This window comes from Arthrobacter crystallopoietes, assembly GCF_002849715.1.
GTDB lineage: Bacteria > Actinomycetota > Actinomycetes > Actinomycetales > Micrococcaceae > Crystallibacter > Crystallibacter crystallopoietes.
Genome location: NZ_CP018863.1, coordinates 4,555,194 through 4,567,583, shown reverse-complemented (window position 1 = coordinate 4,567,583; position 12,390 = coordinate 4,555,194). Strand labels below are relative to the sequence as shown.

The window sequence follows — 12,390 nt, the reverse complement described above, 5'->3', positions numbered from 1 at the left end:
GTTGCCCCGGAAACTGAAAATACCCGTTGCCGTTCACCTGGCCCGGTTTCTTGCGGAGTCCCGCCGGCAAGCCTGCGGCTCTCAGCACAGCGGGGACCCTGACGCGACGATCTCAGCACGCAGGCGAGCTTCATATGCAACATTGGAAGAATAGGGACGCATTTGCCACATTACTTCCAGAGTTGAAAATGCTACATATCTGGCGCACCGTATCCTTCGGAAGTTCGAGCTGCCCCGACCTCTAGCTGGAGAAGATCCGGGAAGTGCACCGCAAAAGGCAGACTGTATAGGTGCACTTCCCGGTCTCAGATGCGGCCTGTTATGTGTTTTCGAAGTTCCCGGGCATCTTCCTGAGTAAGCCCGGTCGGGCCTTTGAGCCAGATTGTGGAGGTATCCCAAGCCCGGTTCTTCTGATGGGACGGGGTAAGCATGACCCCAACAGTTGAGCCCGGGCTTTCCTGCAGGCTGCTCCAGTATTCGTGGTGGAGCAGTTGGGTTCTCATGGAAAGCAGCGGCTGTGCTCTGGAAAAGTGGGCGGAGGCCACCATGAATACCATCGGGACCTGGTCTCCCGGGTAAGGAATGAATACCCGGGATTCCGAACGGACTTTATCGCCCCTGTGCTGAGCCACGGATTGCATGAACTTGAGGAGCGCCGCACCCAGTTCCGGGCGGTAGGAGGCAGGCAGCGTATCCAGGGCAGTCAGCAGCTCGAGGCGGTCGCTTTCCGAGTCCTCACCGATGTGGGTGTTGGCCACATCTTCCAGGATGATCCGGAACAGCATCGAGCTATCATCTGCCGGTTCCAGCGGCGCCAGCGGCGCAGAATATACCGGTGCTACCTGGGCGGGACCGGCCAGACGCCGCAATCCGTCCGGCAATTCTTTCGGCTGTGCATCAGCATCTGCCAATGCGGCTTGTGTGTAGCGGGCAGGTTCACCGCCAAGCTCCTGCTCTTCGCCGGCGACACGGGAAATGTAGTGAAGGACGGCCCGGGTGGAACGAAGGTGATCGAAGAGGAACTCCCAGTCCCGCCGGAGAAGAACCACGCATGGCACACTGCCGGCCTCCTCTAAGGAAGGGGTGAAATCTGCTGGCGGCTGCGGGTGTTCGACAATGACGACCGCGATCCAGCTGTACAGGGCACCGTCGATCTCGACCCGCCGTCCTCTGGCACTGGTCAGTTTCTCCCGGCGGTGTGCAAGATGGCGGATACTGCCTTTGGCCTGTTTGGTGGCTTTGTTGATGTTGCTGGTAAGCCAGCTTGCTTCTCGTTCAGCCGAGCCGGGAACGGCGTTTCTCGCTTTTACCTGTATGAGCGCGGCGATGCCGTCGGCGATGACGAGGCCGTCGCCGCGCTCCCGGACCCCGGACCCTTGCCGTTGTTGCTCCGGGAGGAAAACGAAGTCGGGCAGACCCCACTTGGCGGCGGAATCGCGGGTCGAACTTTCCGCGGCCGGGCCCAGCTCCTCATCCGTTGAAAGCAACGAAGCGTTGGGTACGCGGCGGACCATCAATCCGTCGGGTGCGTCGACAAGCAGGGTCAATTCGTGTGCGGGACTACTCATGGCTCGGGACTTTCTTCACAGGAATGAGCGTAGGCCATTCTTCACCTACTTCGCGGGTCAACCTATGCTCCCGGCCGGGAGCGGGATGAGTATCAACAATGGCAGTATGCACTGGCCGCTATGGTTCTCCGCCTGTCCCCTCACCTTTGGTCGCGTGCTGGCGGGCGCTCGACGATGCGGCGAATCGCTTCAGCAGCTCCAAGAACGGCTGCGTGGTTCAATGTCAGGGGCTGAGGTTCGGCGGCCAACTCCAGTCCGGTGATGTCCCAGAGTCCGATGCTGGCCCAGCGCGGTTCATAGTAAGACCACCAGGAGACTCCCTTGTGGTCTCCGGCATCATAGATGGCCCGCGCCCAGCGCTGGGTGGACGGCCGGTCACGTTGAACGACCTGGCTTGGGCGCAGCCCCCAGTCCTGCAGGTTGTAGGGATCGTCAAGGTCCAGGACTGCGGGTTCACCCTCGTAGTGGGCTAGCGCTTTGATGCTGCCGGCAGGCGCTCCAGGCGGGACGTCAAGAACCGCCTGTGTCCAACGGACATAGTGGCCGAAGGCTTCCGCCGCCGCACCTTCAGGGGAGTCGGCGACATACAGGACGAGATAGTCGTGTTCCGGGTCATCGACCCGCCCATTTCCCTGATAAGGCCAGACATAGAGTGGGTGTCCATTTTTCTGTGGCGTCCTGGCTTCCGGGTTCCAATTGAAGACGCGCCAAAACTGCACTAGGCGAATGCTCCTTGCTCATGGGCCTTCATGGCTTGGATTACCGGCGCCGCACCTTCCAGCCGGTACACATCAAGCGGTCGGGCGCCTAAGTGCGGGTCGTGGCCTTCGAGCCAGAGGACGGCCTGCTCGGGTGTGAAAGTCGCCAGCAGGTGACCTGTGAAAGCGTCCAGGTCTGCCAGCTGCATTCGGTTTTCCTCCGTCGGCTCGGCCTTGCTCGAAGCCCAGCGACCAGGGCGGTCCTGATTGACACCGAGCAGCGCCGCCACGGTGTTGTTGCCCAGGACGTCGATGACCCGCTTGGCAACGGCTGCAGTCGAATAGGATGCTGATGGTTTTACGGACCGTATCCGCAGGTCCCGTGGGGAACCTGTTAGCCCCAGTATTCTGTAGGACCTGACACGGGGAGCAGGAGATGCAAGGCTTTTGGGCAGGAGGACGGCGCCGTCCCTCACTACTGCCGGGATGGACTTGCCCTCAAAGTGGATGATGACTGTGTCGATTTTTAACTCGTCCGTCATGCAACCAACACTATCCGTTGGTTGCCATAAGAGTAAGGGGTTGACTCATTCCTGCTGGCTCTGGGGCGAGCCGTCGTCCTCATCATCGTCACCCGCGGTGAAGTAGCCCCCGGGCTTTGGGTCACTCGAGCGGTGACTGCGACGGCTGTTGCTCGTATCTTCCCAGCGGCAACCCCAAATACATGGCGGCAGCTTTAGCGGCCCGGACGGAGCCCTTACAGAGCTGGGTCCTGTTGGCGTTATGAGGCGCGTGGCCGGCGAAATCTGCGAAAACAGTACAGAAGGAGGAGCAGGGCGATCAGTCCGGAGGCAATCAAGGTCAGTCCGACACCCCGCCCTCCTGGAAGCCACCATTGGTCACCAAAGGTCCACCAGCGCGGCATGGGCGGCTGGGCGGCCCATGCGATGCCTGCAGCAACAACCATAAGCCCGCTCATGGCACCGGCCACGATGCGTGGCCACGTCTGCACTTCCTTCATCGCTATCCTGAGCGCACGGATCTTGACCCTGCCCAGCAGATGTTTCGCCCATACATAGTGCACCGAGAGCACGACCAGGCCGCCCACTATTGCGAGCAGGCCCGGGCCCGGTAACACGAGCATCGCAATTCCTGGCACGATGAGGGCCCAGCCAAGCACCTCGATGCCGGTCCGCCGCAGCCACCGCGGGACGGCATCGATCCTTCTGCCCATGGGAACATCTTTTCACGGCCGTTTCGCCTGTATAGCGGACAACTTCGAATCGGCGCGGCTCTCGGTGCCTGGGAGTAGCGCCCAGCTATGGATGATCCGGGTTCGGGAACAGGCTTCTCGTGTGGCTGCTGTTATTGTTCGATAATCCGTGCTCCATGAGGTCACACAGGAATGAGGTATTGATTGTGGCGGTGCAGGATCGCTCATGTGCAACCCGGCAAACGATTATCGCCGGGGCCGCGGAAGTGTTCGAAAAAAGCGGCTACGGGCGCGCCAGCCTCATCCAGGTAGCGGAGCGTGCCCAGGTGACAAAGGGTGCCCTGTACTTCCATTTTGCGTCGAAACAGGATCTCGCCAAGGCCGTCATCGAGGAGCAGCACCGGCTCGTCGTCCACGACGGACTGACGGTCCTGCAGGAGGGGCGTCCGCCGCTTGATGCCATGATTGTTATGTGCCGGGAGTTCGGTCACCGGCTCCTCCATGATCCCGTGGTCAGGGCAGGCATCCGGCTCACGTTCGAGGCCTCTTCTTTCGGCCGTTCGGTTCACGAGCCCTATGAAGACTGGATCAGAGTGATGGAAAATCTGGCCACCCGGGCCATAACCGACGGAGCGATCAGGGAAGGCATTGCCCCGTCTGTCCTGGCGAAATTCGTGGTGGCTTCCTTTACCGGCGTTCAAATGGTGTCGGATGTGCGGACGGGCAGGGAAGACGTCATGGAACGCATCCGGGATATGTGGCAGATCCTTCTGCCTGGAATTCAGCGTGACATGTCGCCAGACCGGATCGGGCGGCTGTTGGATCTGATACCCAGGAATTGTCAGGCCGAAACGGAACACTGAGTGCCAGAGTTCCGGGAAGATGGCGCCGAAGCCTGCAACGGGCAGGGGGCCGACGGCTTAAGCCTTAGCGGGGAACCCCACCAAGGCGGCGTCCTCAGCCCGCTGATGGTCCGTTCTTCAGTCCAAAGATAGTGAACTACTGGTTTCGCTCGTGCCCGAGTTGCCCTAGCCGCAGCAGAAGCTTTTCTCAGGCCGCACAAACGGGCGGCCTGCATGCCCTCGTGCGACAAACTCGGTACGATTTTGTGTCATGAGCGCTTCAACGAAAACGCCCGGCCAAGTGTTGGAGGAACTCCCGGTTCGCTCCTTCGTGAGGGCCAAGGATCTTCCTGGTTCTCCCACGGCTGCCCGCAATGCGCTTTCCCGGGCGGCCAAATGCGGCGACCTTGTCCATTGTTCCGGGGACTCTATTTCAAAGGTCCAAAGACCCGATACGGCATGGCGCGGCCAGGTGTTCTGGAGGTTGCCCTGAAAGTGCTGGGCGTCGATGGGATTGGCCCGGCAGGGTATTCGGCCGCGCGGGCATTCGGGCTGACCACACAGGTGCCGGCCAAAGTCGAGCTTTGCCGTTTACGGTCCGCTGAAACAAGGCATTGACGGCGTGAAGCTGCATAAGCGTAATAACGGGCGCCGACGAGGCCTCTCATTCGAGAGATCGCCTTACTGGAGGTTCTGCGCGAACCGGCCACCGTAGAGTCGGGGTGGGGTTCCCTCGTTTCAGCTGCCAAAAACGCGGTTGATAAGGGCGAAGTCCGCCTGGGCCGGATAGCTGAGGCCGTTCCGGGGGAAGGCTCGCCAGCAGTGCGAACCAGATTTGAGCATCTGGCCGAAAGCATCGCAGCGTGATCGACACTAATCGCCGGTTAACGCCCACCAGCACACGACTGTGGCGGCTGCCCGATAAGGGGCAGCCGCCACAGTCGCTCAAGTGGCTGGTTACGCTGGTGTTGGCACGTTTCCGTGAAAATCCGCTCGGCCAAAGTACCGTGAATGAGTGGCCTGCAGGCTCTCCAGGGAAGCTGCGTTAATGGAGGCGATTTCGACGTCCTCGTCGAGGCGTTCCCGTTCCAGGCGGAGGCGCATCCGCATAGCCTGTCGGGAGCCGTCAGCACCGGGGAACTCCTGAACGTCGGAGCGACCGGTACGGCGGTTGTACTGTATGAGGTACCCGGACATTCCCTAGTGCTCCTTCTTGAATGATTCGAACAGGTTCTGCAGCGACTCTACGTTGCGTAGCATCCCATTCTGCGCTTTTTCAATCTTGGATTCAAACTCTTTGACCTTGTCATCCTGGTTTCTGAGCTGGAGAGCGACATGGGGCGGGACCCGTGCGGGGGAGACGAAGACCTGTTCGGCGTAGCTCAGGGCACGTTGGTGGTCGCTCTGAAGTTCGGCCAGCAGCGTTAAGATCTCTTCAAGATCCTTGATATGCGTCAGCGATATGTCCTGAAGTTCTTCGATCGCTTTTCGCGTCTCCGGGTCTGAGGGCAGCTCCCCGTACCGTATGTAGCGGCCAATGTAGTCGGCCGCGCGTTCATACATGTTGGCCCACGCGCCCTGCAGGCGGGTACGCACCTGAATTTCCACTCGCCCTGGATCCCGTAGCCAAACATGCACTGCTCTATAGCCGCTGTGTGGGGTGGTTCGCAGGTCGCGGATGCAGTCGTCTGCGTGGTCGAATATCCTGGCAACTTCAGCAGCTACCTTGACCTGGTCATCCAGTGTCATAGGAGCCTCAACCCGGACCCCTGCAACGTCCTGGATATTGCCGAAGGGCGTATTGTGGTCCCGCTGCAGTTTTTCGCGCAAGGTGTCGATGGTTTTCGACCGTGATGTGACTTTCGGCGTGCAGCTGGGCAGGATTTCACTCCAGTCGTGGTCTTCCAGAATCTCATGGACTCCTTCGGCGAGGTCGTTGTACCAGGCCATGACCTCGTCGTAGCTGTCGATGTGGTCTTCATTGAGGTTGCCATCGCGGATGGCTTCTCCCAGCCGGCGGAGGGCTTTCGTTCCCAGCGGCCGGGGCGCGAGGGCAAAGGGCAGGTTGCCGGCTGTCATGCGTCAGTACCGTGTTCTTTCTTCACCGCGGTATAGAAGTCCGCGGGCACCGAATCCGCCAGGACTGTCACCTTCTCAAGAACCATGCGCGCCTGGCCATCCGGTCCGCCCTTGTGGATGACTCTGATCTGAGCCTGGACATACTTCTCCAAAGCGGCCACGGAGTCCGTCATAAGAGTTTTGGGAACTGTTCCGTTCCTGACGATGCCGTCCTTGTCCCGGATGTCAAAGACGCCACGGATCTTGCTGCTGGTTAGCCATTCGCCTTCAATGACGAGGGGTTCCTCCTCCAGGCCGAGAGTTCTGATGGTTCCTTTGAGCAGCCTCGCATCTTGGGGGCGGATGACTAGGGGCTTGTTCTGCTGTGTCCGGTCGTCGACGTCGACCGATACCCCGAGTTCACTGCACCGGTCGGCAAATTTTCCGAGTTGTGTCGTGGCATGGGCGCCAAGATCGATGAGTTTCTCCTCCAGTTGGAGGACCTTGCCTTTGCTCGAGTCCAGTAACTCGTAGAGTACGCCCATGACCTGGTCGACTGCGTCAGCCCCCGGTACGACCATGTCGTCAAGCTCCGGAACGGTCGTCTGTCCGTCAATGGGTTTTGCATTGGCTCTGGGTTCCACGTCCCCGGTAGGCGGGCAGATGAGTTCCATGATGAAGGAACCTTTTGTTGCTGGAATGGCCCACAGGCCGAGCCGGCCGCGCACATTGTCATCGATTGTCGTATAGGGCTTGTCCAGGGTTTTATTCACCAAGGCCACAACTGTTTCGTTGAGGGCCAGGACAGCTTTGAGCAATTGGTTTGCGGGCCCTGCATGCCCTTGAATGGCACCTTGGTGGAAGCGGGCACGAATGCCCTTACGGGATTCCAGCCATGCCGACTCAAGATTCGTTTGCAACCCGGCCATGCTTTCGCGGTTCGACCGGGTCATCCAGTCGTCGGAGGAATTCCCCTCGTACTCGTAGAGAAGATTCTCAACATCGCGCAGAAAGGCCGATAGTCCGGTGTCTCGGTCAGTCATCCAGCCGCACCTCCACGCTTCCTTTGACCGCATCCGTGCCGTGCCCCCTGGACATCTGCCAAAATTTTTCCCACTTCTGTTCGGCTTTCGATCCGAGTGTGTGGTTTCGATGCTCTTGGGGAATCCTGACAATGCCGTAGACATCGAGTTCCACCGTTCGGCCCAGGCCTGGAACCGGAACTTTTTTGTAGCGGCTTCCGGGGCTAACCCAGTGGTCGTGGATGCTGCCGAGTATCCCGGCCGGCGGAGTTGACCGGCCACCATCAATCAACGGTGTGCAGTCCAGGTCCGCGGGGTACTGCTTGCTGGTCACGAAGCTGCCGTCGACGAGGCACGTGTCGATGTGCAAGCCGTGGCCTCTGAGAACCTGCATGTAGTCAATGAAGTCTTTCATCAACCCAAGCCTGTGCCGCTCGTCTGGCTGACCACGTACAAAGGTGTCTAGAAAATGGGACATTCCTATGCGGTGAACGCCCACCGCGAGTACTCGATGGCCGCCCGGCCCCCCAACAAGTTTAAGCAATTGCAGTCCCTGCATCCTCTTCCGGACTCCGCCTGGGAATCCTCGACGACTGATTCATGATGGTTCGGCCATCTTCCCACTGGTTACCTTCGCGCGGCGGTAGACATCCCGTCCCTTCAACCGACACATCATAGAGTGCAGCAGATGCGCTTGGCGCAGGGGCCTTCCGGCCCAGAGTTTCCCGGAAACCGACGCCGCTCGTGCAGGACCTTCCGCCAGCCCTTCGGAAGTCGGTCCATCGGCCGCTCCTCGAGATGCCGATGGACAAAGAGCACTGCGTGTTACGTCAGTCGATCGGTCCTCGGGACATTACGCTGAAGCCGACAAGGAGAGCAGTCCTGGCAGGTACTTCGGAGGTGCCGATGGCCGCAGGGAGACGTTTGCATCATGCAGAACATGACCGGCAGACGCTGTTTCTGATCTGAGCGGCCCAGAAAAAAGAAGGTAAGGGCCAGAGATCCGGCGCAGCCGTGGGGTAGCAACCCGAACGCACTTCATGGTGCCCGCTCTGTTCGGAATGGGGACGTCATTTGTCCTTGTCCTGAGTAAACAATATTCCGGAGTCAAGCGATTACGCCCCCAACACGAAGGCTCGACAATAGACTTGTCGTTATGGTCAAGCGACTTTTCGACCGTCACAGACACCGTCCCTGTGCCAGATAAGCACCGTGCACCGCCATGGGACACTCGGACTCGTTGTTATTGTGGGCCGGATCCAGCCCTAACGGGCTGTCCATCGATTGCGTATCGCGAAAGATGGTGGTTCAACGATGAGAGAAGAAGCAATGCCAGCTCCGCCGCGGAGAACCGCGCAGGCGTCTCTGATGTCGACGGAGGGGTAGCCGGACCTGCACGCCATAGGTAGTGTGGGCCACACATGTTCGTCCCAATGGAAGGATCATGATCCGGGTTACGAGACGCCCTGCAGCGATGCTTCACCGGATGCGGTCCTGGGGAAGCATTTTTGCCGGTTTTGCCCTCACGCTCCTCGTTGCGAGCGTGGTCTCCGTGTGCGTCACCGGGCATCCGGATGCCGGCGACCGGGTTGTTGCGGAGCCGGCAGCGGCAGCCGGGCATGACCATCATGTAAAACCTGGAATGGGCCGGGGCATCGAACCCGTGCTCATCACGGCGGACCCGGCGCCTCATGGCGGAGACCACCGCCACTACTGCTGTTCACACCACGTTTCGTCGGCCACTGAAGCAGCCGCCCAGCGTCCCGAAGAGCATCAACCTGCGGGCGTGGCTACGCCTGTGCCGACGCTCCTGCTCGAGTCCTTGCAGTCGCCGGTAAACGCCGGCCCGGCTCCGCCGGCCCCATCCCTCATCCAACTGTCGATCAGCCGTACCTAATCCGCTCCGCGCCCTGCCGCAAGGCCGCGGCCGATCGAGTGGCCCCGGCAAAGAAGCGCGTCCGGCGCACGATAACGTCAGGCCGCCTGCCCGGTCTTTCGTGTGCGGAACACGGGGGCGGCAGTAAAGGCTGCCCCTGCGCAGATCCGGAACAGGACGACGGGCCGGAGTCGCAACAGCAGGACGCCCCTTATAGGGACAGCGGAGGGCTGGGATCCCTCCGCTGGCAGCAACCAAATGAAACGGAGAAGCACGATGACACACGTACAGACAATGCTCGACACGTACCCCCAGGACCTGGGGAACGTCGGCAAGGCGAAACTTATCGAGTGCATCCGGGCCTGCTTCGAATGCGCACAGACCTGCACGGCCTGCGCGGATGCGTGCCTCAGCGAAGACATGGTCGCCGAATTGACCAAGTGCATCCGCACCAACCTCGACTGCGCCGACATCTGCGTCACCACCGGCAACATCCTCTCGCGGCACACCGGGTACGACGCCAACGTTACCCGCGCCGTCCTGGAAGCCTGCCGGACCGTCTGCAAGGCCTGCGCCGACGAATGCGAACAACACGCCTCCATGCACGAGCACTGCCGTGTCTGCGCCGAGGCCTGCCGCCGCTGTGAACAGGCCTGTGCGGAGCTGCTGGGCTCTCTGGGCTGACCTCGCCCGCGCACCGCCTGCGCGGTACCGGGATGTCCCCAGGGGGACGCCCCCCTCACCCGGCGGCCGGAACCAAAACATGAACGTGAACGAAAGACATAAGACTAAGCAGAATAATCAGGCCCGGTGCGGACACGCTGCGGCTGCAGGCAGTTAGCGAAGCGCCACGGATAAGAGAAGGAGCAGTTCTGTGTCGAACACGGAAAAAGACAAGAAGAACGGACAGGGTCACGTTGAGCACCAGTCCCGCGACGCCATGAAGATGTACCTGCGCTTCGGGGCGATGATCCTGACGGCGATGGTGGTGATGTACGCGGCCATGTTCGTCGGCTCCTACGAGTGGGGTCATGTGCGCTGGAGCGAGAGCCGGATGTTCATGGCGCTCACGATGGGCGGGACCATGGGCCTGATCATGCTCGCCTGGATGCTGAACATGTACCGGAACACGAAGGCGAACGTGGCCGTGGTCGTAATCAGCCTCCTGCTCCTCGGCAGCGGAGTGTTCCTTGACCGCAGCCAGACCACGGTGCAGGACACAGGGTTCATGAGCTCGATGATCCCGCACCACTCGCTGGCCATCACCCGGTCCGAGCGCGCCGAACTCGCCGACGTGCGGGTATGCCAGCTGGCGGTCGAGATCAGCGAGGCGCAGCGCCGGGAGATCTTCGAGATGGACTGGCTGATCGAAGACATCCAACGCAATGGAGTGGCCGCGACGGCCCAAGAGGCAGAAGCCCGGTCGGTCCCCGACTACCAGGAGCCAGCAGAACGCCAATGTCCCACGGATTGAGAAGAAATTGCTCCCAGTGAGCCGGCTGCCATGATCTCAACAGGAGAAAAAGGTGCCCAGAAATTGCGAGACTAAGTGACTCGGAACAGGGAGTTGTTGGCTACCCTTACCGATCACCGTCGAATGCATCAGATGCGATTCGCCTAACTCTAGAGGTCTTATGAGCTAATGAAATGGAGCGAGCCGGTCGCGGCTGGCGCTTCTGCGGTGACGTTGTCGCCAAGTGTTGTGGGTTCGTTGACAGGCGGCGGCGTTCGGGGTTGTGCCGCTAAGTGAAGTACCAGCAACAATAGAACACCTCGGCTCTGAGCGGGTGCTCCGGCCACATTGAGCGGGTTTCTTGATGCTTTTCCTCTTCGTCGCGGTCCGGTGAAGCCACCCTACGTGCTGTTGCCAGGGAACTGCCCCGTGATGAGCTGGAAGATTACCTCTCCCCTTGGCAGAGTCCGGCAGGGGACCGGTCCTGGATCGCGATGACCGCTGCCGCGGACTCCAAATACACACTTGGACTGCTTCCCGCGCTCAAAGCGGCGATTGTTCCGACCCGACTCGTCTGAGGACGCGACGACGAGTTCGAGACAGTCAGTTATGCCAGCGTGACCGGCGTCCGCATGTGGCCGGTTGGCGTTCCCGTCATTGACTTACGCGTGCGCAGAATGCTGAAGCGAACGATGGGGCTGCTCCAGGTCCTCAACCTGCCGATATTGTAGGTAACAGCCCTCACCGTCGGCCGCCATCTCCCCGGCGACCGGGAGCATCCCGGGGACCCGCCTGCACCGCAGCCATTATTCGTTGTGTTCATTTCTCGACTCGGTCAGGTCCCATAGATGGCGACGAGGTTAGCGAAATCGATAGCGTCCGGAACCGGGTTCGTGTTGTCACCGGTGACGGAGTTCATCACGTCCGAGCGCTCAAGGCGGTGGTCCAGGCCGAGGGTGTGCCCCATTTCGTGGACGATGGTGGCCAGCGCACCGTTGTCACTAGCCCTGTCCAATGGCTGGGTGTACAGCGTGATGGTTGCGCTTTCCATGTAGGCCCCGTTGTCGTCCCATCGCATTTCTCCGTCCGTACCACGTGAACGGCTTCCGTCTTCCACGATGGCCACACAGTTCGCGCCGCCGGTGCAGGACCGGGCTGTCACGGCCTCAATGCACGGACTCTCGGACCAGATCGTTGCGGCCTCGGTTACCAGCCGGGTATACCGCTCGGAAAGCCGGCCGGTTTCGAACTCCACCACAAGCTCCCCTCCCGTCGGCTTCTGCCATGGTTTAACCGGTGAATCCTCCGGATCGACATCCCGCACTTCAGCACCCGCCGAGGCCACGCATTCCGCCGGACTGTCCCCGAGGGTTTCGCGCAAGCTGTCGTCGCGGTCCGGAACAAAGTTCCCAACAGTGTCTTGTGCGGGTCCATCGTCCGGATCCCCTTGGCTGGGGGAGGACACACAGGCAGTTAGGAACAAGCCCAGCCCCAACACCAAGGCAGGCAATCTCCTCGCGAATGTGGAGCTGCGGGTCCGCTGGGACATCGGATGCGGGGTACCCCTGCTGCTGGTTCCGGTCATCATCATGGCTCCCTTGGAGGGTGTGCGCTAGCCTGAACCCCCACCCTACGAAAAGAGCCTATGTTTTTGCTGTGT

General features: G+C 60.6%; 12 protein-coding genes. 4 read left to right on the top strand and 8 right to left on the bottom strand.

From position 1 onward, the window contains the following. Positions 1-305 precede the first annotated feature (305 nt). The 4 genes from AC20117_RS21015 to AC20117_RS21000 all read right to left on the bottom strand — a co-directional run bounded on the left by AC20117_RS21015 (position 306) and on the right by AC20117_RS21000 (position 3,500). Positions 306-1,568 (bottom strand): hypothetical protein, encoded by a 1,263-nt coding sequence (locus tag AC20117_RS21015; protein WP_139186818.1) that lies wholly within the window; start codon positions 1,566-1,568, stop codon positions 306-308. A gap of 140 nt (positions 1,569-1,708) precedes the next feature. Then, positions 1,709-2,287, bottom strand: a complete 579-nt coding sequence (locus AC20117_RS21010; protein ID WP_074701823.1) for an RES family NAD+ phosphorylase — start codon at positions 2,285-2,287, stop codon at positions 1,709-1,711. Further along, positions 2,287-2,808 (bottom strand): hypothetical protein, encoded by a 522-nt coding sequence (locus AC20117_RS21005; RefSeq protein ID WP_074701824.1) that lies wholly within the window; start codon positions 2,806-2,808, stop codon positions 2,287-2,289. Before AC20117_RS21005 ends, AC20117_RS21010 begins: the two co-directional genes overlap by 1 nt. Positions 2,809-3,047: 239 nt before the next feature. Beyond that, entirely contained in the window at positions 3,048-3,500 is a 453-nt protein-coding gene (locus tag AC20117_RS21000; RefSeq protein WP_074701826.1) for a PGPGW domain-containing protein, read from the bottom strand. A gap of 185 nt (positions 3,501-3,685) precedes the next feature. On the opposite strand from AC20117_RS21000, the gene AC20117_RS20995 reads away from it, so the two are divergent. Then, on the top strand, positions 3,686-4,342 hold the full coding sequence (locus AC20117_RS20995; RefSeq protein WP_236777394.1) for a ScbR family autoregulator-binding transcription factor: 657 nt from the start codon (positions 3,686-3,688) through the stop codon (positions 4,340-4,342). Between the two features lie 1,179 nt (positions 4,343-5,521). On the opposite strand, the gene AC20117_RS20985 is transcribed toward AC20117_RS20995, so the two are convergent. From AC20117_RS20985 to AC20117_RS20975, 3 genes are read right to left on the bottom strand one after another with little or no spacing between them, the layout of a single operon-like run. Beyond that, a complete protein-coding gene (locus AC20117_RS20985) occupies positions 5,522-6,400 on the bottom strand; it encodes a RelA/SpoT-related domain-containing protein (protein ID WP_074701829.1) in 879 nt (292 codons plus the stop codon). After that, positions 6,397-7,422: a hypothetical protein gene (locus tag AC20117_RS20980; protein WP_074701830.1), complete on the bottom strand. Its 1,026-nt coding sequence runs from the start codon at positions 7,420-7,422 to the stop codon at positions 6,397-6,399. Before AC20117_RS20980 ends, AC20117_RS20985 begins: the two co-directional genes overlap by 4 nt. Further along, positions 7,415-7,960, bottom strand: a complete 546-nt coding sequence (locus tag AC20117_RS20975; protein ID WP_074701832.1) for a DUF6932 family protein — start codon at positions 7,958-7,960, stop codon at positions 7,415-7,417. The genes AC20117_RS20980 and AC20117_RS20975 overlap by 8 nt, the downstream gene beginning before the upstream one ends. Positions 7,961-8,845: 885 nt before the next feature. On the opposite strand from AC20117_RS20975, the gene AC20117_RS20970 reads away from it, so the two are divergent. From AC20117_RS20970 to AC20117_RS20960, 3 genes are all read left to right on the top strand, one after another. Further along, positions 8,846-9,298, top strand: coding sequence for a hypothetical protein (locus AC20117_RS20970; protein WP_139186819.1), 453 nt, complete (start codon positions 8,846-8,848; stop codon positions 9,296-9,298). 255 nt (positions 9,299-9,553) lie between these two features. Then, the gene (locus AC20117_RS20965) at positions 9,554-9,961 is read left to right on the top strand and encodes a four-helix bundle copper-binding protein (RefSeq protein ID WP_074701835.1); all 408 of its coding nucleotides are present in this window, start codon (positions 9,554-9,556) and stop codon (positions 9,959-9,961) included. 190 nt (positions 9,962-10,151) lie between these two features. Beyond that, positions 10,152-10,751, top strand: coding sequence for a DUF305 domain-containing protein (locus AC20117_RS20960; protein ID WP_236777393.1), 600 nt, complete (start codon positions 10,152-10,154; stop codon positions 10,749-10,751). An 814-nt stretch (positions 10,752-11,565) separates the two neighbouring features. Here the strand turns inward: AC20117_RS20960 and AC20117_RS20955 are convergent. Continuing rightward, on the bottom strand, positions 11,566-12,195 hold the full coding sequence (locus AC20117_RS20955) for a matrixin family metalloprotease (protein ID WP_236777392.1): 630 nt from the start codon (positions 12,193-12,195) through the stop codon (positions 11,566-11,568). Positions 12,196-12,390: the final 195 nt, after the last annotated feature.

What these genes read in the sequence shown, in the direction of transcription:
- AC20117_RS21015 (WP_139186818.1), bottom strand. Translation starts at nt 1,568, where the DNA reads ATGAGTAGTCCCGCACACGAATTGACCCTGCTTGTCGACGCACCCGAC.
- AC20117_RS20965 (WP_074701835.1), top strand. Translation starts at nt 9,554, where the DNA reads ATGACACACGTACAGACAATGCTCGACACGTACCCCCAGGACCTGGGG.
- AC20117_RS20980 (WP_074701830.1), bottom strand. Translation starts at nt 7,422, where the DNA reads ATGACTGACCGAGACACCGGACTATCGGCCTTTCTGCGCGATGTTGAG.
- AC20117_RS20970 (WP_139186819.1), top strand. Translation starts at nt 8,846, where the DNA reads ATGATCCGGGTTACGAGACGCCCTGCAGCGATGCTTCACCGGATGCGG.
- AC20117_RS20985 (WP_074701829.1), bottom strand. Translation starts at nt 6,400, where the DNA reads ATGACAGCCGGCAACCTGCCCTTTGCCCTCGCGCCCCGGCCGCTGGGA.
- AC20117_RS21000 (WP_074701826.1), bottom strand. Translation starts at nt 3,500, where the DNA reads ATGGGCAGAAGGATCGATGCCGTCCCGCGGTGGCTGCGGCGGACCGGC.
- AC20117_RS21005 (WP_074701824.1), bottom strand. Translation starts at nt 2,808, where the DNA reads ATGACGGACGAGTTAAAAATCGACACAGTCATCATCCACTTTGAGGGC.
- AC20117_RS20975 (WP_074701832.1), bottom strand. Translation starts at nt 7,960, where the DNA reads ATGCAGGGACTGCAATTGCTTAAACTTGTTGGGGGGCCGGGCGGCCAT.